The following is a 20657-nucleotide window of genomic DNA, read 5'->3' as shown; positions in this document are numbered from 1 at the left end:
GGGTGGTGGCCGCGGCCTTCAGGCTCGGCGCCAGCACCGGTTTCTTGACCTTCAGCGGTCCGACGAGGCGCATGCCGCGCACGCGCTTGATCGCCGTGATCATGTAGACCGCGCCGAAGATCGCCCACCAGCGGTCGCCCGCGGCTTCCATGAAGCCATAGCGGCCGAGCCATTTGTCGGTCGAAAGCGGCGGCCGATAGCAGCCGAAGCGCCCGCGTTCGAGTTCGAAGCCGAGCAGCTTGATCCAGTCTTTCAGACGCGTGAAGGCGATCAGGTCCTGACGCGCGGGCAGGAAAGGGCGGCCCGTGAGTTTGCCCGCCGACTGACGCGCGCCCCACAGCGACAGCGAGTTGAAGCCGACGATCACGAGCTGGCCCTCGGGCATCAGCACGCGTTCGGCTTCGCGCAGCAGGCGGTGCGGGTCGCTCGTGAATTCGAGCGTGTGCGGCATCACGATCAGGTCGACGCTCTGCGCCTCGAACGGCAGATCGAGATGATCGCACCAGATCGTGCTGCGCCCGGCCGGAGCATGCAGCGACGGCGCGGCGCTCGTATCGATGCGGCCGGCGTTCTGCTCTGCATGAACCGAAGCGTGATGCGAGCCGCCCGGCGCGAGCGGCGCAACGTAAGGCGCGCTGGCCGCGCTCGCGCCGTCGAGCACGAGCGCGCGGCACGACATGCGGTTCTCGCGCAGCGCGTCGAGTTGCGGCAGGCCGATTTGCAGCGCATGGTAGCCGAAAATGTTCGACACCATGCGGTCCAGTTGCTCCTGCTCCCAGTCGAGCACGTACCTTCCGGCGGGCGAAGCGGTCCAGGCGGGCCAGTCTATAATCGTTCGGTCAGACATGTCGAAGAGTACGTCGCCCCATGAAGAGTCCGCTTGAGCACGCGCGCGCGTCTTCCGCTGCGCTCGAATACGTGCCGGTTCCGGCTTTTGAAGATAACTACATCTGGGTCGTGTCGGACGGCCGCAATGCCGTCGCCGTCGATCCGGGCGACGCCGCGCCGGTTCGCGATTATGTGGCGAAACGAGGCTGGCGGCTCTGCGCTATTTTACTCACCCATCACCACAACGACCACGTCGGCGGAGTGGCCGATCTCCTTTCGGATGAGCGCGTGCCCGTCTACGGCCCGGCCGGCGAGGCGCTCGGTCCGCTCGATCCGTTCGTCACGCGCATGCGTGGCGGCGACACGGTGCGCATCGAAGCGCCCGCGCTCGATCTGAAGGTGATGGATGTACCGGGCCACACGCGCGGACACATCGCCTATTTTCAGGCGGCGGGTTCACTGAACGCCGTGCCCCATCTTTTTTGCGGCGACACGCTGTTCGCCTGCGGTTGCGGCCGCCTGTTCGAAGGCACGCCCGCGCAGATGCTCGCGTCGCTCGATTCGTTTGCCGCGTTGCCCGGCGACACACAGGTTCATTGCGCCCACGAATACACGCTTTCTAACATTCGTTTCGCGCTCGCCTGCGATCCGGACAACGCCGCGCTGCACGACTGGAGCGCGAAGGCTTCGGCGCTGCGCGAACGCGGTGTGCCGACCTTGCCGACCACGATCGCCCACGAGCGCGCGGTGAATCCTTTCCTGCGCGCCGACGATCCCGCCGTGCAGGCCACGCTTGCCGAGGCGCTGCATGAAACGGTGCCCGACCGGCTGGCCGCATTCACGCTGATGCGCGAATGGAAGAACAGGTTCCGCTGAAGGTTCCGCTGACCCACTGCGATGCGTGGGTATGCTCAACCCAAACGTATGGAACCACACCCAAGCTGCGGATTTGCATGGCTTTTTCCAATTATTCCGATTGACGGAAACGTGTGCGTTCCGTACTATCGGCTGCAAATTCCAGCCTTGCGGATGTAGACGTTCATGCGATTTATCCTAAGTGCGCTGCTGGTCCTCATGCTCGCCGCGTGCGCGAGCGGCGGGCCTGCGGCGAATTCAGCCAGCTCTCTTTCTCCCGCCGACCCCCAGGCGCGCGCCGACCAGATCCGTAAGACTTCCGCAGCGAAAGAAACGATTAACGTCGATAACGGCTCGGTCGATCAGCTCACGAGCCCGGACGCCGACCTTTGGGGTCGTATTCGCCGCGGCTTCCAGATGCCCGATCTGCAGAGCGATCTGGTCGACATGAATGCGCAGTGGTACGCGGAGCGTCCCGACTACGTGGCGCGCATGACCGAGCGCTCGCAAAAATATCTGTACCACATCGTCGAAGAGCTCGAAGCGCGCCATATGCCGACCGAGCTTGCGCTGCTGCCGTTCATCGAATCCGCCTATAACCCGCAGGCGCTGTCGGTCGCGAAGGCCGCGGGCATGTGGCAGTTCGTGCCGGGCACGGGCCGCACTTACAACCTCAAGCAGAACATGTGGCAGGACGAGCGCCGCGACGTGCTGGCCTCGACCAGCGCCGCGCTCGATTACCTCTCGCGTCTGCACGACATGTTCGGCGACTGGTATCTCGCGCTCGCCGCGTACAACTGGGGCGAGGGCAACGTGCAGCGCGCCATCGCGCGCAACCAGGCCGCCGGTCTGCCGACCGACTACCAGAGCCTGCGCATGCCCAACGAGACGCGCAATTACGTGCCGAAGCTCCAGGCCGTCAAGAACATCGTGATGAATCCGCAGCAGTACGGCCTCACGCTGCCTTCGATTCCGAACCACCCGTATTTCGTCACCGTCACCACCTCGCACGACATCGACGTGGATGTCGCGGCCAAGCTCGCGAACATGGCGCCCGACGAGTTCCGCTCGCTCAATCCGTCGTTCAAGAAGCCGGTCATTCTCGGCGCGACCGACCCGCAGATCCTGCTGCCGTTCGATAACGCCAGCGCATTCGAGCGCAACCTGAAGTCGTATTCGGGCCAGCTCTCGTCGTGGACGGTGTACACCACCGATTCGCGCGCCACGCCGGCGGCCATCGCGCAGAAGATCGGCGTGGACGCGGATACGCTCATGTCGGTCAACAAGATTCCGGCGGGCATGCGCCTGAAGCCCGGGTCGACGCTCGTGGTGCCGCGCACCGACGACGGCGACGACGAAGACATCAGCGCCGACGTCGCCGAAAGCGCCGTGCTCGCGATGGAGCCGGACGTGCCCGACACGCGCAAGATGCTGATCCGCGTGCGCCGCAAGCAGTCGATGGAAACGATCGCCAGCCGCTACGGCGTCTCGGTCGGCCAGCTCAAGGCGTGGAACCGCACGCATCGCGATCTCGCGTCGCCGGGTCAGGTGCTGGTGCTGCACGTGCCGGTCGGCAAGTCGATGCCGAGCGAGCCGGGCCCCGAGCGTCTGGCAACGAACGTTTCCGGTGGCGGCGTGCAGCGCATCGGCACCCGGATTGCAGACACCGGCTCGAAGTCGCGCTACGATAAGAAACACGGTCGCGCGCGCAACGAAGTCGTGAAGGTTTCCGAACCGGTCAAGGCCAAGGCTTCCAGCGCAGCGCCCAGCAAGGCGTCGAAGGGTACGGCGAGCCGCTCGAAGGCCGACACCCACACGCAGAAGCACAAGTCCAAATAGCGGCAGCGTAGGGTGCTCAGCTATGCGTTGCGGGGGCAGCGCATGGTGTTTCGCTCCGATCACTACTAGCTTTTTGACGCCGTCACCCCGCCAGGTGGCGGCGTTTTCGTTGGTGTGTCGGGATTGCGTTGGGCGTGCGTTCGATGTGCGCGTGATGGTTGTCACAAGTTGTTGCCACAAGCGCGGGGCGGCCGGGAGATAAAAGGGCGCGAGCGTCGCGATGACAGGCGCACGACGAATTTGCCCGATCCCGCTCCCCATTTATCCTGCGCGCCGCGCCGCCTAGAGTGGAAAGGGTGTCGTGGCGCCTCCCGGCACCGCGCCGATGGCCCGACGTCATCTCGAAATTTGAAGGAAAGGGTAATTTCGCGCTATAATTTCAAGGTTTGAGCTTATCAACCCGCACCCTAGCGCCTACCTCCCCCCATCCGTTCATCCGCCGCCCGCGCTTTACCGTCGAAATGGCCGGCTGCCGCCCGATCGAGCGTCACAAACGCACCTTCAGGCCCGGCGCCCAGACTGCCAGACGCACGGATAAGCCGCGCAACGAGTGCGCCGCGCGCGCGTCCTGATTCCGCCGTACAGGATGCCGACGCCGCAGCCGCTCCAGGTCGCAAGATCGCAACGTCGGACAACAGGTCGGCACAGGGTGCTCCCCCAAGGAGTCTCCCGTGTTGCCGTCATTCTCTCCCGCTCTGCTCGCGCTCGCCGACGGCACGGTCTTTCGTGGTTATTCGATCGGCGCGCCCGGCCATACGATCGGCGAAGTCGTGTTCAACACGGCTATCACCGGTTATCAGGAAATCCTGACCGACCCGAGCTACGCTCGCCAGATCGTCACCCTCACGTATCCGCATATCGGCAATGTCGGCGTCAACGCCGAAGACGTCGAAGCCACGAAAGTCCATGCCGCCGGTCTGATCATTCGCGACCTGCCCGTGCTCGCCTCCAACTTCCGCATGGAGCGCACGCTCGGCCAGTATCTGAAGGACGAAGGCGTGGTCGCCATCGCCGGTATCGATACGCGCAAGCTCACGCGTATCCTGCGCGACAAGGGCGCGCAGAACGGCGCGATCCTCGCCGGTTCCGACGACGAAGCCAAGGCGATCGAACTCGCGCGCTCGTTCCCGGGCCTCGCGGGCATGGACCTCGCAAAGGTCGTCTCGACCGACAAGACCTACACGTGGAACACCACGGAGTGGCGTCTGGGCGAAGGCTACCGCACGCAATCGGCGCCGAAGTACAAGGTCGTCGCGTTCGACTACGGCGTGAAGCAGAACATCCTGCGCATGCTCGCCGAGCGCGGCTGCGACGTCACGGTGCTGCCGGCGCAAGCCACGGCTGAGGACGCGCTCGCGCTGAACCCGGACGGCGTGTTCCTCTCGAACGGCCCCGGCGATCCGGAACCGTGCGACTACGCGATCAAGGCGGCGCAGACGCTCATCGAGCGCGGCATCCCCACGTTCGGCATCTGTCTCGGTCACCAGATCATGGGCCTCGCCGTCGGCGCGAAGACGCTCAAGATGAAGACGGGCCACCACGGCGCGAATCATCCGGTCAAGGATCTCGGCGATGGCCGCGTGGTCATCACGTCGCAGAACCACGGCTTCGCGGTCGACGCCGCATCGCTGCCGGCGAATGCGCGCGTGACGCACGTTTCGCTGTTCGACGGCACGCTGCAAGGTTTCGAGCTGACCGACAAGCCCGCGTTCTGCTTCCAGGGTCACCCGGAAGCGTCGCCCGGCCCGCACGACATCGGCTACCTGTTCGACCGCTTCATGGCGCTGATGGACAAGGCCCGGGCGTAAGCGCGGCCCGCAGGAACGAGCAGAGCAGAGTGCGCAGCGAGCCGGGTTTCGATCCGGCCCACGCGCGCACCCGGCGGCGAGCAGAGCAGGCAAGCCGCCAGACGTAAAAGACACAGGAATATTTAGCGAGAGCGTTATGCCCAAGCGGACAGACATCAAGAGCATTCTCATCATCGGCGCGGGTCCGATCATCATCGGCCAGGCGTGCGAGTTCGACTATTCGGGCGCGCAGGCATGCAAGGCGCTGCGTGAAGAAGGCTACAAGGTCATCCTCGTCAACAGCAATCCGGCGACGATCATGACCGACCCGAACACGGCCGACGTCACCTACATCGAGCCGATCACGTGGGAAGTGGTGGAGCGCATCATCGAGAAGGAGCGCCCGGACGCGATCCTGCCGACGATGGGCGGCCAGACCGCGCTGAACTGCGCGCTCGATCTGCATCACCACGGCGTGCTGACGAAGTACAACGTCGAGCTGATCGGCGCATCGCCGGAAGCCATCGACAAGGCCGAAGACCGCCAGAAGTTCAAGGACGCGATGACCAAGATCGGTCTCGGTTCGGCGAAGTCGGGCGTCGCGCACTCGATGGAAGAGGCGCTCAAGGTGCAAGGCGAGATCGCCGAATTCACCGGCACGGGCGGCTATCCGGTCGTGATCCGTCCGTCGTTCACGCTCGGCGGTTCGGGCGGCGGCATCGCGTACAACCGCGAAGAGTTCGAAGAGATCTGCAAGCGCGGTCTCGACCTCTCGCCCACGCGCGAACTGCTGATCGAGGAATCGCTGCTCGGCTGGAAGGAATACGAGATGGAAGTGGTCCGCGACAAGGCGGATAACTGCATCATCGTGTGCTCGATCGAAAACCTGGACCCGATGGGCATCCACACCGGCGACTCGATCACGGTCGCGCCGGCGCAAACGCTCACCGACAAGGAATACCAGATCCTGCGCGACGCCTCGCTGGCGGTGCTGCGCGAGATCGGCGTGGACACGGGCGGTTCGAACGTGCAGTTCTCGATCGATCCGAAGACCGGCCGCATGATCGTGATCGAAATGAACCCGCGCGTGTCGCGTTCGTCGGCACTGGCGTCGAAGGCCACGGGCTTCCCGATCGCCAAGGTCGCGGCGAAGCTGGCCGTCGGCTACACGCTGGACGAGCTCAAGAACGAAATCACCGGCGGCGCGACCCCGGCGTCGTTCGAGCCGACCATCGACTACGTCGTCACGAAGATCCCCCGTTTCGCGTTCGAAAAATTCCGCGAAGCCGATTCGCGCCTCACCACGCAGATGAAGTCGGTCGGCGAAGTGATGGCGATTGGCCGCACGTTCCAGGAATCGTTCCAGAAGGCGCTGCGCGGTCTCGAAGTCGGCGTCGACGGTCTGGACGAAAAGACCACGAGCCGCGACGAGATCATCCGCGAGATCGGCGAAGCCGGTCCGGACCGCATCTGGTATGTGGGCGACGCATTCCGCGTGGGCATGACGCGCGAAGAGATCTTCGAAGAAACCGCAATCGATCCGTGGTTCCTCGCGCAGATCGAACAGATCATCCAGAAGGAAGAAGCCGCGAAGGGCCGCACGCTCGAAAGCCTCTCGAAGGACGAGCTGAAGTACCTCAAGCAAAGCGGTTTCTCGGATCGCCGTCTGGCGAAGCTGCTGGGCAGCAACGCCGCGGACGTGCGCAAGCGTCGTATCGAGCTGAACGTGCGCCCGGTCTACAAGCGCGTGGACACCTGCGCGGCCGAGTTCGCCACGAAGACCGCCTACATGTACTCGACCTATGAGGAAGAGTGCGAGGCGAGCCCGACGAACAACAAGAAGATCATGGTGCTGGGCGGCGGCCCGAACCGGATCGGCCAGGGTATCGAGTTCGACTACTGCTGCGTGCACGCCGCACTCGCGATGCGCGAAGACGGCTACGAAACGATCATGGTCAACTGCAACCCGGAAACGGTGTCGACCGACTACGACACGTCCGACCGACTGTACTTCGAGTCGCTTACGCTCGAAGACGTGCTCGAAATCGTCGACCTCGAAAAGCCGGTTGGCGTGATCGTGCAGTACGGCGGCCAGACGCCGCTGAAGCTCGCGCTCGACCTCGAGGCGAACGGCGTGCCCATCGTCGGCACCTCGCCGGACATGATCGACGCGGCCGAAGACCGCGAGCGCTTCCAGAAGCTGCTGCAGGACTTGAACCTGCGTCAGCCGCCGAACCGTACCGCACGCGCCGAAGACGAAGCGCTCAAGCTCGCCGACGAAATCGGCTACCCGCTCGTCGTGCGTCCGTCGTACGTGCTGGGCGGCCGCGCGATGGAAATCGTCCACGAGCCGCGCGATCTCGAGCGCTACATGCGCGAGGCCGTGAAGGTGTCGAACGACTCGCCGGTGCTGCTCGACCGCTTCCTGAACGACGCGATCGAATGCGACGTGGACTGCATTTCGGATGGCACGGACGTGTTCATCGGCGGCGTGATGGAGCACATCGAACAGGCGGGCGTGCACTCGGGCGACTCGGCTTGCTCGCTGCCGCCGTACTCGCTGTCGCAGGAAACGGTGACCGAGCTCAAGCGTCAAACCGCCGCCATGGCGAAGGCGCTGAACGTGGTCGGCCTGATGAACGTGCAGTTCGCGATCCAGCAGGTGCCGCAGGACGACGGTTCGAAGAAGGACATCATCTACGTGCTGGAAGTGAATCCGCGTGCGTCGCGTACGGTGCCGTACGTGTCGAAAGCGACCAGCCTGCCGCTCGCGAAGATCGCGGCGCGCGCGATGGTCGGCCAGAAGCTGGTCGACCAGGGCGTGACGAAGGAAGTCGTGCCGCCGTACTTCAGCGTGAAGGAAGCGGTGTTCCCCTTCATCAAGTTCCCGGCAGTCGATCCGGTGCTCGGACCCGAAATGCGTTCGACCGGCGAAGTGATGGGCGTGGGCAAGACCTTCGGTGAAGCGCTCTTCAAGTCGCAGCTCGCGGCCGGTTCGCGTCTGCCGGAGTCGGGCACCGTTTTCATCACGGTGATGGATTCGGACAAGCCGAAGGCCGTCGAAGTCGCGCGCATGCTGCACGAACTCGGCTACGGTCTGGTCGCCACGCGCGGCACGGCAGCGGCGATCGAAGCGGCCGGCGTGCCGGTCAAGGTCGTCAACAAGGTGAAGGACGGCCGTCCGCACATCGTCGACATGATCAAGAACGGCGAGATTTCGCTGGTGTTCACGACCGTCGACGAAACCCGCGCGGCGATCGCCGACTCGCGTTCGATCCGCATGAGCGCGCAGGCGAACAAGGTCACGTACTACACCACGATGTCCGGCGCGCGCGCCGCCGTCGAGGGTCTGCGCTACCTGAAGAACCTGGAAGTCTATGATTTACAAGGCCTCCACGCTCGCCTAAACTAAGGCTTCCTTTGCCTGTCCAATACGTAACGAGGCAGGCAAACAGCTGAATGTGCCGCGGTTAAGCGGCGTTCCAACAGGGTCTTCAGGCTGCGCACGCATGCGCCGCCACCCTCGCGGAATGCACTTAACCGCGGAATTTTTTTTATGGCCGTCCGCGCAGTCGCGGGCGGCATCAATACGGCCCCAAGCGGCTGAACGAGTTGTTTATGAGCACGATTCCCTTGACCAAGCGCGGCGCAGATCAACTTCGCGGAGAATTGCAGCGCCTGAAATCCGTCGAGCGTCCGGCGGTCATCAATTCGATCGCCGAAGCGCGCGCCCAGGGCGATCTGTCGGAAAACGCGGAATACGATGCCGCGAAGGAAAAGCAGGGCTTCATCGAAGGCCGCATCGCCGAGATCGAATCGAAGCTGGCGGCCGCGCAGGTCATCGACCCGTCCACGCTGGAGGCCGAAGGCCGCGTCGTGTTCGGCTCGACCGTCGATCTCGAAGACCTCGAATCGGGCAATACGGTCACGTACCAGATCGTCGGCGATGACGAAGCCGACCTCGAGCACGGCCTCATTTCGGTGAGCTCGCCCATCGCGCGCGCACTGATCGGCAAGTCGGAAGGCGACGTGGCCGCGGTGCAGGCGCCGAGCGGCGTGCGCGAGTACGAAGTCATCGAGGTTCGTTACATCTGAGAAGGCGCCGATCATGGGTCACGACGTGAAAAATGACGTGAGCGCCGACATCGCGGCCAGCCGCCAGGGCGGCTCGCTCGTGCCGCACCGCCTGTTCGCGCTGATCGCGATGCTGTGGGTCGGCAGCCAGCTGACGATCGGTTACGCGGTGGCGCCCGTGTTGTTCGCGTCGCTCGACCACATGTCGGCGGGCGCGATCGCGGCGCAGGTGTTTCGCATCGAAGGCATGATCGGGCTCGTGAGCGGCGTGGTGCTGCTCATGCTCGCGAACGTGTTCGTGAAGCGCGGGGAGATCGGTTATCGGCGGCTGCGCTGGTTGCTGGTCGGCATGCTGCTGTGCGTGGTGGTCGGTTATTACGCGCTGCAGCCGTTCATGAACGCCATGCGCATGAATGCGGCGCAGGCGGGTATCGACATCGCCCATTCGGCGTATGCGAGCCGCTTCGGTATGCTGCACGGCATTTCGAGTCTGTTCTATCTGATCGAAAGCCTGCTGGGCGCGTGGCTCGTGTGGCTGCTGCCTTCGGCGCGCGGCGTGCGCCGCTGAGTGGCTGAGTGAAGTACGCGCGACTCGATCGCGCAACAAAAAAGCGCGGCATGCGTGCCGCGCTTTTTTATTTCGGCCTTCGGGCGAAGAAGCTGTCGCCCGGAACGGCTTGCTTACTTGGCGTTCTGATGCGAACGCTTCGCGCTGGTCTGACGCTTCTTGGCGCGCTTGACGTTGCCGCCTTGCGTGACGCGTTCGTTGCCCTTGACCGTGACGCTTTGCTTCTTCGGCTTGCGCATCGGGTTGTCCGACGGCTTGACGACCTTGACCACGCGCGGCGACGCGCCACGCTTGCCGGCTTCGCGCGCGCTCGGCACGTCGCCTGCCGGGCGCGACACGGTGCCGCGTGCGCCGGCGCGGGCCAGGGTGGTCTTCGGCTTGGCCTGTTCCGGCTTGTAGATCACCAGCAGCTTGCCGATGTGCTGGATGGGCGCGGCGTTCAGGCGGTCGCAGATCTCTTCGTAGATCGCCACGCGTTCTTCGCGCTCGTCGCCGAACACGCGCACCTTGATGAGCTGGTGGGCGTCGAGGTGAACCTGGATTTCCTTCAGGACGGCGTCGGTCAGTCCCTCGGCGCCGATGAGCACGACCGGTTTGAGCGCGTGAGCCGCGGAACGAAGTTCGGAGCGCTGTTCGGCAGTAAGAGTGAGGGCGGGCATGGGATGTGGCAGACTCGACTAAAATGACGGCGCTCGCCATGAATCGCGGCCACACAACAAGGGGCCGCCGGGCGAAAGGCGCGTCGGAAACAACGGAAAAAACCGTGGAGGACGGCGCGGCGCGGGCAGAGACCGGCAGGCGCGGCGGTGCAAACACGCCACAGAAACCGGACGGGCCGCGACGGCCGCACGAATTAAACGCGTATTATCCGCTAAAAGCGCGACATCACGCAGCAAGAGTTCATCTTTAATGGCAAAAAACCGCTTCAACACGTCGTGGCTGCACGACCATATTAACGATCCGTATGTGAAGATGGCGCAGCGGGAGGGTTATCGCGCCCGCGCCGCCTACAAGCTGAAGGAAATCGACGAGCAGGACAAACTGATCCGCCCGGGCATGGTGATCGTCGACCTCGGCGCCGCACCGGGCAGCTGGAGCCAGTACGCGCGCAACAAACTCGTGCAGAGCTCGAAGCGCGACGAGCAGCGTCAGGGCGGCATCGACGGCACAATCATTGCGCTCGACCTGCTGCCCATGGAGCCGATCGCCGACGTGCAATTCCTGCAGGGCGACTTCCGCGAAGACTCCGTGCTCGCGCAACTGGAAGAATCGCTGGGCGGTCGTCCGGTGGACCTTGTAATTTCGGACATGGCACCCAATCTGTCCGGAGTCGCGTCTGCGGACGCCGCGCGCATCGAGCATATTTGCGATCTCGCGCTCGAGTTTTCGCAGAATCATCTGAAACCTGATGGTGCCCTTTTAGTAAAATGCTTTCACGGCAGTGGTTACAGCCAGATCGTCGAGAACTTCAAGCATCAGTTCAAGGTCGTGGCCGCGCGCAAGCCGAAAGCTTCGCGCGATAAATCGTCCGAAACGTTTATATTGGGCAAACATCTGAAGCGACCCCGTTAAACCGGGCAACGCGAAAGAATCGGTTCCGGTGCAGCAAGTGCTTTGCAATAACTGTCATGAAGCGGTGCGAAAAAGCTTCGCGCCGGGCTCCGGAGGCAGTTCCGGCAAGGCGCGCGGGCTATCTCGGCGGTAGCGAAACGTTATGGCGAGGCCCTGCGTACTGGATTAGAATGCTTTGGTGGTGTCGCAAGGCAAATGTAGGCGCCCGTCTATGAGTGAAGGAGTGGTGCTTTGAACAACAACATGTTTTCGAAGGCAGCGGTGTGGCTGGTAATCGCACTGGTGCTGTTTACGGTGTTCAAGCAGTTCGACAAGCCCCGTGTCCAGGAAGGCGTTTCCTATTCGCAGTTCATGGACGACGCGAAGAACGGCAAGGTCAAGAACGTCGTGGTGCAGGGGCGGAACCTCACAGTCACTCCGGCCGACGGCCAGAAATACCAGATCGTCTCCCCGGGTGACATCTGGATGGTCGGCGACCTGATGAAATACGGCGTGCAGGTGAGCGGCAAGGCCGACGAAGAGCCGAATGCGCTCGTCTCGGCGTTGTACTACCTCGGGCCAACGATCCTGATCATCGTGTTCTGGTTCTACATGATGAGACAGATGCAGGGCGGCGGCAAAGGCGGGGCGTTCTCGTTCGGCAAGTCGCGCGCGCGTCTGATCGACGAAAACAACAACGCGGTCAACTTCTCCGACGTCGCAGGCTGCGACGAAGCCAAGGAAGAAGTGTCCGAGCTCGTCGACTTCCTGCGTGATCCGCAAAAATTCCAGAAGCTGGGCGGTCGCATCCCGCGCGGCGTGCTGCTGGTCGGCCCTCCGGGCACCGGTAAGACGCTGCTTGCGCGCGCCATCGCCGGCGAAGCGAAGGTGCCGTTCTTCAGCATCTCGGGCTCGGACTTCGTTGAAATGTTCGTCGGCGTGGGCGCGGCCCGCGTGCGCGACATGTTCGAACAGGCCAAGAAGCACGCGCCCTGTATCGTGTTCATCGACGAAATCGACGCGGTTGGCCGTCATCGCGGCGCCGGCATGGGCGGCGGTAACGACGAGCGCGAACAGACGCTGAACCAGATGCTGGTGGAGATGGACGGTTTCGAGGCGAACTCGGGCGTCATCGTGATCGCGGCAACCAACCGTTCGGACGTGCTCGACAAGGCGCTGCTGCGCCCGGGCCGTTTCGACCGTCAGGTCTACGTCGGTCTGCCGGACATCCGTGGCCGCGAGCAGATCATGAAGGTTCACCTGCGCAAGGTGCCGATCGCCAACGACGTGGACGCAGCGGTCATCGCACGCGGCACGCCGGGCTTCTCGGGCGCCGACCTCGCGAACCTCGTGAACGAAGCCGCGCTGTTCGCGGCGCGTCGCGGCAAGCGCATCGTCGAAATGCAGGACTTCGAAGACGCGAAGGACAAGATCTTCATGGGTCCGGAGCGCAAGTCGGCTGTTATCCGCGAAGAAGCGAAGCGCGCCACGGCGTATCACGAGTCGGGTCACGCCGTGATCGCGAAGCTGCTGCCGAAGGCCGATCCGGTTCACAAGGTCACGATCATTCCGCGTGGCCGTGCACTGGGCGTGACGTGGCAGTTGCCTGAGCACGACAACGAAACGTACTCGAAGGACTATCTGCTGGATCGTCTGGCCATTCTGTTCGGCGGCCGCGTGGCGGAAGAGCTGTTCATGAACCTGATCAGCACGGGCGCCTCGGACGACTTCAACAAGGCAACGCAGACGGCCCGCGCCATGGTCACGCGCTTCGGCATGACCGACGCGCTCGGACCGATGGTCTACGCCGACGACGACAACGACGGCGGCGCATTCGGTAAGGGCTTCACGCGTGTGATTTCGGAAGCCACGCAGCAGAAGGTCGACGCGGAAATCCGCCGCGTGCTCGACGAGCAGTACGGCCTCGCGAAGCGTCTGCTCGACGAAAACCGCGACAAGGTCGAAGCCATGACCGCCGCGCTGATGGAGTGGGAAACGATCGACGCCGATCAGATCAACGACATCATGGCCGGCCGTCCGCCGCGCTCGCCGAAGAGCAGCCCGTCTGCGGGCGATGCTTCGTCGGGTGGCAGCAGCACGGGCACCGAAGTCAAGCCCGGCAGCAGCGCCACTGCGCCGGCCTGACCGCCTGCGGTGCGTCAGATCGAGTAAAGTTGCGGGCCGGTGTGAAGATCACGCCGGCCCGTTTTGCATTTCTGGTCGCCGTGACGCGCAGGCTGTCGAGTCCGCGTTTGCGCGCGGCCGTATTTCGTTACACCTCTGACGTTTCTTGACGTGCCCAATCTGACTTCACAGGGTCATAATCCTCACCCTGAGCTTGCCCCGGAGCCGCTCGTCTGCGGCCGTTTCACGTTGACCTTCGAGCGTCCGCTCGTCATGGGGATACTCAACGCCACGCCCGACTCGTTTTCCGACGGCGGCCGCTACGTGGCATTCGACGACGCGCTGCGCCGCGCCGAGCAGATGGTGCTCGACGGCGTGGACATCATCGATATCGGCGGGGAATCGACGCGTCCCGGCGCGCCGCCCGTGCCGCTCGACGAAGAGCTAGAACGCGTGATTCCGCTCATCGAGCGGCTCAAGGACGCGAATGTGCCGCTGTCGATCGATACCTACAAGCCGGAAGTCATGCGCCACGCGATTGCCGCGGGCGCGGACCTGATCAACGACATTTGGGGCTTTCGCATGCCGGGCGCCGTCGATGCCGTGCGCGAGAGCGATTGCGGTCTGTGCGTGATGCACATGCTCGGCGAGCCGCAGACGATGCAGGTCGGCGAGCCCGATTATGTCGACGTGGTGCGCGAGGTGCGCGAGTTTCTGGCCGAACGCTGCGCCGCACTCGAGGCGGCGGGTATCGCGAAGGCGCGCATCAGCGTCGATCCGGGTTTTGGCTTCGGCAAGTCGGTGATCGAGCACAACTACGCGTTGCTCGCGCATCTGCCGCAGACCGCGCCCGAGGTGGCGCAGGGCGTCGCGCCGTATCCGGTTCTCGCGGGCATGTCGCGCAAGTCGATGCTCGGCGCGCTCGTCAACCGGCCCGCGCCGGAGCGTGTGGCGGCCAGCGTGGCCGCGGCAGTGTGCGCGGCGCAGAAGGGTGCGGCGATCATCCGCGTGCACGACGTGGCGCCGACAGTCGACGCGCTCAAGGTGTGGGGCGCCATGCGCGCCGCCGAACGCGTGTAAGCACGCTCGCGGTCGCGAGGCGCGAAAAGCAGCAGCAAAAGACAACCGCACAGCATGAAAAGCGCGGCGCGAAGGCGCCGCAAAATAGAACCAAAGAGAGGTTTGAGGTATGGGACGTCGTTATTTCGGAACCGATGGGGTTCGCGGCAAGGTTGGCGTCGCGCCGATCACGCCCGATTTCGTGCTGCGGCTGGGTTACGCCGCGGGCAAGGTGCTGGCCGGTGCCGCGCCGGCGTCGGGGCCGCGTCCGTCCGTGTTGATCGGCAAGGACACGCGCATTTCGGGCTACATGCTGGAAGCGTCGCTCGAAGCGGGGCTGTCGGCTGCGGGCATCGACGTGATGCTGGCCGGACCGATGACCACGCCCGGCATCGCCTATCTCACGCGCGCGCTGCGTCTGGCCGCCGGCGTGGTGATCAGCGCTTCGCATAATCCGTACTACGACAACGGCATCAAGTTCTTCTCGGCCGACGGCAACAAGTTGCCCGACGATGTCGAAACCCAGATCGAGGAGCAGCTCGAGTTGCCGCTCGACTGCGCGCCTTCCGAGCAGCTCGGCCGCGCGCGTCGTCTGCATGATGCGGGCGGGCGCTACATCGAGTTCTGCAAGAGCACGTTCCCGCAGGCGTTCAATCTGCGCGGCCTGAAGCTCGTGATCGACTGCGCGAACGGCGCGGCTTACGACATCGCCCCGCACGTGTTCCATGAACTGGGCGCCGACGTGATTCCGATCGGCGTGTCGCCGAACGGCTTCAACATCAACGACGGCGTGGGCGCGACGGCGCCCGATGCGCTCGTGCGCGCGGTGCGCGCCAATCACGCGGACCTCGGTATCGCGCTCGATGGCGACGCCGACCGCCTCCAGGTGGTCGACGCACAGGGCCGCCTCTACAACGGCGACGAGCTGCTCTACGTGCTCGTGAAGGACCGCATCGCGACCGACGGCAAGGTGCAAGGCGCGGTCGGCACGCTGATGACCAACCTCGCGGTCGAGCAGGCGCTCGAGCGCCTCGGCGTGCAGTTCGTGCGCGCGAACGTGGGCGACCGCTACGTGCTGGAGCAGCTGCGCGAACATGGCTGGCAGATCGGCGCGGAAGGGTCGGGCCATATTCTCTCGCTGGACCGTCATACGACCGGCGACGGCATCGTGTCGGCGCTGCTGGTGCTCGCGGCCATGAAACGCAGCGGCCAGACGCTCGCCGAGCTCACCGACGGCGTCACGCTGTTCCCGCAGAAGCTCATCAACGTGCGCATCGCGCAGGGCGCCGACTGGAAGGGCAACGCCGCCATCCAGAAGTCGATTGCGGACGCCGAAGCCGAGCTCAAGGGCAAGGGCCGCGTGCTGATCCGCGCGTCGGGCACGGAGCCGGTGCTGCGCGTGATGGTGGAAGCGCGCGACGAGCGCGACACGCTCCATTACGCCGAATCGATCGCCGATACGGTGAAGCGCGCGATCGCCTGATCCGCTTCATCCGCTTGATCCTGGGCTGCGCAATGCGGTCCTGAGGGCTGCAAAAAACGCGATGCGGGGCGCGACAATGCGTCGCGCATCGCGTTTTCCATGTGCGCCGCACCACATTCTTCAGCGGAAATTTCGATGTTGGAGCAAACGTTCCAAAACGTTTGCGAACCGCCCACGCGCGTTTTCGAAAAGCTTTCAGACGCCTGCGCGCGGCATTTCCAGTCGGACCCCTCCGCCCGGGCAAACGCCCGCCGGGCGGGGCAGGGCGGCCGCAACGGCTTGCCAGCCGGGCATTCGCGCTTTTGAAGCGAACGCCTAACTTCTCGTTTCCCCGACTTTCAGGCGGTAATCGTACTGTCACGAACGCTTCATGAATCGTCACAGTACTGTCACACAGAGGCCCTATTCTTCGCCCTGTCGTTCATCCGCTCACACACCTGGAGGTCTCATGAAATTGATGCAAACCGCGCTCGCTGGCGTTGCTGGCGCCCTCTTCGCGATGGCAGCCCACGCTGCTGACATCACCGGCGCGGGCAGCACCTTTGCAGCACCGATCTACACGAAATGGGCGGATGCCTATCAAAAGTCGGGCGGCGGCAAGGTGAACTACCAAGGCATCGGCTCGTCGGGCGGTATCAAGCAGATCGTCGCCAAGACGGTCGATTTCGCAGGTTCGGACGCGCCCCTGAAGGACGACGAACTGACGAAGGAAGGCCTGTTCCAGTTCCCGACGGTGGTGGGCGGCGTCGTGCCGGCGATCAACGTGCCGGGCATCAAGGCAGGCGAAATCACGCTGTCGGGCCAGGTCCTCGGCGACATCTACCTCGGCAAGGTCAAGAAGTGGAATGACCCCGAAATCGCCGCGCTGAACCCGAAGGTCAAGCTGCCGGATCTGGACATCGCCGTGGTTCGCCGCGCCGACGGTTCGGGCACCAGCTTCATCTGGACGAACTACCTGTCGAAGGTCAATCCCGAGTGGAAGAGCAAGGTCGGCGAAGGCTCGACCGTGAACTGGCCGACGGGTACCGGCGGGAAGGGCAACGACGGCGTCGCCGCCTTCGTGCAGCGTCTGCCGGGCGCGATCGGCTACGTCGAGTGGGCGTACGCCAAGCAAAATCACATGGTCTACACTGCCATGAAGAACGAGTCGGGTGCGGTCGTCGAGCCGAGCACGGACACGTTCAAGGCCGCTGCCGCCGGCGCAGACTGGAAGAAGTCGTTCTACCAGATCCTGACGAACGAACCGGGCAAGGACGCATGGCCGGTCGTGGGCGCCACGTTCGTGCTGCTGCACACGGCACAGGACAAGCCGGATCAAGGCAAGGAAACGCTCAAGTTCTTCGACTGGGCATTCAAGAACGGCACGCCGGCCGCCGACAGCCTCGACTACATCTCGCTGCCGCAATCGGTCGTGAGCGAGATCAAGTCGCAGTGGAAGGAAAAGGTCAAGGACGCAAGCGGCAAGGCAATCGCCGAATAAGCGGACCGACCGTGTAGCTGAACCGGGCCGCCCGCCTCACGCGTGCGGCCCGTGCTGCTTCCGGAACACTGGTTATGCAGTTGTAATAAATCTGCAATATTTCCGTAAATACACCCGCTACGATCTGCCGCCCTGATTGCTGATCGACCGGTCAATGGACCGGCGCAGGGCGGTCGGCGGTTCTGGAACCGCATCAACGTCGCGAGCCTCGCTTGCGGCAACTGGATACAGGTCATCATGTCCGACGTCCCGCTCGTCTCGAACCCGCCCGGCAACGCCGCGCAGCAGAAAGCGCCCAGCCCGGCAGGGGACATCATTTTTGGCGGCCTCACTCGCGGCGCCGCCATTGTCACGCTGTTGCTGCTCGGCGGCATCATCGTGTCGCTGATCGTCGCTTCGATGCCGACGATCCAGAAATTCGGTCTCTCATTCCTCTGGACGGCCGACTGGGATCCTCCCAGCGACCAGTTCGGCGCGCTCGTGCCCATTTACGGCACGATCGCCACCTCGCTGATCGCGTTGATCATCGCCGTGCCTGTGAGCTTCGGCATCGCGCTGTTCCTTACCGAGCTGTCGCCGGCGTGGCTGCGCCGCCCGCTCGGCATCGCCATCGAACTGCTTGCCGCGATCCCATCGATCGTGTACGGCATGTGGGGTCTGCTCGTGTTCGCGCCGATCTTCGCGCAATACTTCCAGCGCCCGCTCGGCCATCTGCTCGGCGACGTGTGGCTGATCGGCCCGCTGTTTCAGGGCCCGCCGATCGGTATCGGCATTCTGTGCGCGGGCGTCATTCTCGCGATCATGATCATTCCGTACATCGCCTCGGTGATGCGCGACGTGTTCGAAGTCACGCCCGTGCTGCTCAAGGAGTCGGCGTACGGCATCGGCTGCACGACGTGGGAAGTGATGTGGAAGATCGTGCTGCCCTTCACCAAGACCGGCGTGATCGGCGGCGTGATGCTCGGCCTCGGCCGCGCGCTCGGCGAAACGATGGCCGTGACCTTCGTGATCGGCAATACGAACCTGCTCGACAACGTCTCGCTGTTCTCGCCGGGCAACAGCATCACCTCGGCGCTCGCCAACGAGTTCGCCGAAGCGAGCCCGGGCCTGCATACGGCGGCGCTCATGGAGCTCGGCCTGATTCTGTTCGTGATTACCTTCATCGTGCTGGCGATCTCGAAGATCATGCTGCTGCGCCTTGAAAAGTCGGAGGGTGCGCGATGAGCGAGCCGCTGCTGAAAATCCCGGGCGCCATCTACGGCCCCGAACTCGAACGCATGCGCGGCAAGCTGCAAAGCCGCCGCCGCGTGACCAACGCGATCGCACTGACGGCGTCGCTCGGCGCGATGGCCTTCGGCCTGCTGTGGCTCGTGTGGATTCTCTACACGACGCTCTCGCTCGGCGTGGGCGGTCTGTCGGTGCAACTGTTCACGCAGTCGACGCCGCCGCCGAACACCGATGGCGGCGGTCTCGCCAACGCGATCGTCGGCAGTCTGCAACTGGTGGCGCTGGCCACCTTCGTCGGCACGCCGATCGGCATCCTGGCGGGCGTCTATCTCGCCGAATACGGCCAGAAGGGCTGGCTCGCGAGCATCACGCGCTTCATCAACGACATTCTGCTGTCGGCGCCGTCGATCGTCGTCGGTCTGTTCGTCTACGCGCTCGTGGTCGCCAAGATGGGCCACTTCAGCGGCTGGGCGGGTGCGATCTCGCTGGCGCTGCTGGAAATCCCGATCGTGATCCGCACGACCGAGAACATGCTCAAGCTGGTGCCTAACGCGCTGCGTGAAGCGGCCTTCGCGCTCGGCACGCCGAAGTGGAAGATGGTGCTGTCGATCACCCTCAAGGCGTCGATCGCGGGCATCGTGACGGGCGTGCTGCTCGCGGTGGCGCGTATCGCCGGCGAAACCGCGCCGCTGCTCTTCACGGCGCTGTCGAACCAGTTCTTCAGCATGGACATGAATCAGCCGATGGCGAACCTTCCGGTCACCATCTACAAGTTTGCGATGAGCCCGTTCTCGCAATGGCAGTCGCTTGCCTGGGCCGGCGTGTTCCTGATCACGTTGGGCGTGCTGGGGCTGAATATCCTCGCGCGCACCATCTTTTCGAAAAAGTAAGGGCGGAGTCATCCGATGAATATGGCAGAGAGTCACCTTAATCCCGTTGCAAACGGTACTGCGCCGTCGGGCCTCGACCCCGCCCAGGGCAAAAGCGGCCTCATGCTCGGCAAACCGAAGATCGAAGTGAAGGACCTGAACTTCTTCTACGGCAAGTACCACGCGCTGAAGAACATCAACCTGCAGATTCCCGAAGGCAAGGTGACGGCGTTCATCGGCCCGTCGGGCTGCGGCAAGTCCACGCTGCTGCGTACCTTCAACAAGATGTACGCGCTCTATCCCGAGCAGCGCGCCGAAGGCGAGATCCTGATGGACGGTGAGAACCTGCTCACCTACAACAAGGACATTTCGCTGCTGCGCGCGCGCGTCGGCATGGTGTTCCAGAAGCCGACGCCGTTCCCGATGTCGATCTACGACAACATCGCGTTCGGCGTGAAGATGTTCGAGAAGCTGTCGCGCCCGGAAATGGACGACCGCGTCGAGTGGGCGCTCACCAAGGCGGCGCTCTGGAACGAAGTGAAGGACAAGCTCAACCAGAGCGGCTACGGCCTCTCGGGCGGCCAGCAGCAGCGTCTGTGCATCGCGCGCGGCATTGCGATCCGTCCGGAAGTGCTGCTGCTCGACGAGCCGTGCTCGGCGCTCGACCCGATTTCCACGGGCCGCATCGAAGAACTGATCGCGGAACTCAAGAGCGACTACACGGTGGTGATCGTGACCCACAACATGCAGCAGGCCGCGCGGTGCTCGGACTACACTGCGTACATGTATCTCGGCGAACTGATCGAGTTCGGCGACACCGAGAAGATCTTCATCAAGCCGGTCCGCAAGGAAACGGAAGACTACATCACCGGCCGCTTCGGCTGATCCCGTTGGGGAACCCCAAGCGGAAGAA

15 protein-coding genes and 1 pseudogene are annotated in these 20657 nt (G+C 63.9%); 14 read left to right on the top strand and 2 right to left on the bottom strand.

Annotation, left to right across the window (positions count from 1 at the left end; translation table 11 throughout):
- Window positions 1-4 precede the first annotated feature (4 nt).
- Window positions 5-847: pseudogene (locus tag G5S35_RS09795) on the bottom strand (class I SAM-dependent methyltransferase); the annotation flags it as partial.
- Between the two features lie 20 nt (window positions 848-867).
- Here G5S35_RS09795 and gloB point away from each other — a divergent pair.
- The 6 genes from gloB (at window position 868) to G5S35_RS09765 (ending at window position 9951) form a co-directional block, all read left to right on the top strand.
- Window positions 868-1704, top strand: coding sequence for a hydroxyacylglutathione hydrolase (gene gloB, locus G5S35_RS09790; RefSeq protein WP_183038257.1), 837 nt, complete (start codon window positions 868-870; stop codon window positions 1702-1704).
- A gap of 165 nt (window positions 1705-1869) precedes the next feature.
- Window positions 1870-3522, top strand: coding sequence for a transglycosylase SLT domain-containing protein (locus G5S35_RS09785; RefSeq protein WP_065061341.1), 1653 nt, complete (start codon window positions 1870-1872; stop codon window positions 3520-3522).
- A 671-nt stretch (window positions 3523-4193) separates the two neighbouring features.
- A complete protein-coding gene (gene carA / locus G5S35_RS09780) occupies window positions 4194-5330 on the top strand; it encodes a glutamine-hydrolyzing carbamoyl-phosphate synthase small subunit (RefSeq protein ID WP_183038256.1) in 1137 nt (378 codons plus the stop codon).
- Between the two features lie 136 nt (window positions 5331-5466).
- A complete protein-coding gene (gene carB / locus G5S35_RS09775) occupies window positions 5467-8721 on the top strand; it encodes a carbamoyl-phosphate synthase large subunit (protein ID WP_065061343.1) in 3255 nt (1084 codons plus the stop codon).
- 206 nt (window positions 8722-8927) lie between these two features.
- Window positions 8928-9404, top strand: coding sequence for a transcription elongation factor GreA (greA, locus tag G5S35_RS09770; protein ID WP_065061344.1), 477 nt, complete (start codon window positions 8928-8930; stop codon window positions 9402-9404).
- 79 nt (window positions 9405-9483) lie between these two features.
- Window positions 9484-9951 carry a DUF4149 domain-containing protein gene (locus G5S35_RS09765; protein WP_065061410.1) on the top strand — a complete coding sequence of 156 codons (468 nt, stop codon included), beginning with the start codon at window positions 9484-9486 and terminating at the stop codon, window positions 9949-9951.
- Between the two features lie 113 nt (window positions 9952-10064).
- Here G5S35_RS09765 and yhbY read toward each other — a convergent pair whose 3' ends face one another.
- Window positions 10065-10610, bottom strand: coding sequence for a ribosome assembly RNA-binding protein YhbY (gene yhbY / locus G5S35_RS09760; RefSeq protein WP_065061345.1), 546 nt, complete (start codon window positions 10608-10610; stop codon window positions 10065-10067).
- Window positions 10611-10860: 250 nt separating this feature from the next.
- Here yhbY and G5S35_RS09755 point away from each other — a divergent pair, with 250 nt between their 5' ends.
- The 8 genes from G5S35_RS09755 to pstB all read left to right on the top strand — a co-directional run bounded on the left by G5S35_RS09755 (window position 10861) and on the right by pstB (window position 20629).
- A complete protein-coding gene (locus tag G5S35_RS09755; RefSeq protein ID WP_065061346.1) occupies window positions 10861-11523 on the top strand; it encodes an RlmE family RNA methyltransferase in 663 nt (220 codons plus the stop codon).
- A gap of 231 nt (window positions 11524-11754) precedes the next feature.
- On the top strand, window positions 11755-13647 hold the full coding sequence (gene ftsH, locus G5S35_RS09750) for an ATP-dependent zinc metalloprotease FtsH (protein ID WP_065061347.1): 1893 nt from the start codon (window positions 11755-11757) through the stop codon (window positions 13645-13647).
- Between the two features lie 252 nt (window positions 13648-13899).
- A complete protein-coding gene (folP, locus tag G5S35_RS09745) occupies window positions 13900-14706 on the top strand; it encodes a dihydropteroate synthase (protein WP_082992027.1) in 807 nt (268 codons plus the stop codon).
- 109 nt (window positions 14707-14815) lie between these two features.
- On the top strand, window positions 14816-16168 hold the full coding sequence (glmM, locus tag G5S35_RS09740) for a phosphoglucosamine mutase (protein WP_065061348.1): 1353 nt from the start codon (window positions 14816-14818) through the stop codon (window positions 16166-16168).
- A 448-nt stretch (window positions 16169-16616) separates the two neighbouring features.
- Window positions 16617-17648: a phosphate ABC transporter substrate-binding protein PstS gene (gene pstS, locus G5S35_RS09735; protein WP_065061349.1), complete on the top strand. Its 1032-nt coding sequence runs from the start codon at window positions 16617-16619 to the stop codon at window positions 17646-17648.
- 237 nt (window positions 17649-17885) lie between these two features.
- Complete coding sequence (gene pstC / locus G5S35_RS09730) at window positions 17886-18872, top strand: phosphate ABC transporter permease PstC (RefSeq protein WP_065061350.1); 987 nt, start codon at window positions 17886-17888, stop codon at window positions 18870-18872.
- Window positions 18869-19765 carry a phosphate ABC transporter permease PstA gene (gene pstA / locus G5S35_RS09725; protein WP_065061351.1) on the top strand — a complete coding sequence of 299 codons (897 nt, stop codon included), beginning with the start codon at window positions 18869-18871 and terminating at the stop codon, window positions 19763-19765. The genes pstC and pstA overlap by 4 nt, the downstream gene beginning before the upstream one ends.
- A 15-nt stretch (window positions 19766-19780) precedes the next feature.
- On the top strand, window positions 19781-20629 hold the full coding sequence (gene pstB / locus G5S35_RS09720; RefSeq protein ID WP_065061352.1) for a phosphate ABC transporter ATP-binding protein PstB: 849 nt from the start codon (window positions 19781-19783) through the stop codon (window positions 20627-20629).
- Window positions 20630-20657: the final 28 nt, after the last annotated feature.

This window comes from Paraburkholderia tropica (assembly GCF_014171495.1).
In the GTDB taxonomy this organism is placed as follows: Bacteria; Pseudomonadota; Gammaproteobacteria; order Burkholderiales; family Burkholderiaceae; genus Paraburkholderia; species Paraburkholderia tropica.
The sequence above is the reverse complement of the archived record's forward strand: the minus strand, read 5'-3'. Positions and strand labels throughout refer to the sequence as shown.

Bases quoted from the DNA above. Each gene is read 5' to 3' on its own strand.
- gloB (WP_183038257.1), top strand. From the start codon at position 868: ATGAAGAGTCCGCTTGAGCACGCGCGCGCGTCTTCCGCTGCGCTCGAA.
- G5S35_RS09785 (WP_065061341.1), top strand. From the start codon at position 1,870: ATGCGATTTATCCTAAGTGCGCTGCTGGTCCTCATGCTCGCCGCGTGC.
- carB (WP_065061343.1), top strand. From the start codon at position 5,467: ATGCCCAAGCGGACAGACATCAAGAGCATTCTCATCATCGGCGCGGGT.
- greA (WP_065061344.1), top strand. From the start codon at position 8,928: ATGAGCACGATTCCCTTGACCAAGCGCGGCGCAGATCAACTTCGCGGA.
- yhbY (WP_065061345.1), bottom strand. From the start codon at position 10,610: ATGCCCGCCCTCACTCTTACTGCCGAACAGCGCTCCGAACTTCGTTCC.
- G5S35_RS09755 (WP_065061346.1), top strand. From the start codon at position 10,861: ATGGCAAAAAACCGCTTCAACACGTCGTGGCTGCACGACCATATTAAC.
- folP (WP_082992027.1), top strand. From the start codon at position 13,900: ATGGGGATACTCAACGCCACGCCCGACTCGTTTTCCGACGGCGGCCGC.
- glmM (WP_065061348.1), top strand. From the start codon at position 14,816: ATGGGACGTCGTTATTTCGGAACCGATGGGGTTCGCGGCAAGGTTGGC.
- pstS (WP_065061349.1), top strand. From the start codon at position 16,617: ATGAAATTGATGCAAACCGCGCTCGCTGGCGTTGCTGGCGCCCTCTTC.
- pstC (WP_065061350.1), top strand. From the start codon at position 17,886: ATGTCCGACGTCCCGCTCGTCTCGAACCCGCCCGGCAACGCCGCGCAG.
- pstA (WP_065061351.1), top strand. From the start codon at position 18,869: ATGAGCGAGCCGCTGCTGAAAATCCCGGGCGCCATCTACGGCCCCGAA.
- pstB (WP_065061352.1), top strand. From the start codon at position 19,781: ATGAATATGGCAGAGAGTCACCTTAATCCCGTTGCAAACGGTACTGCG.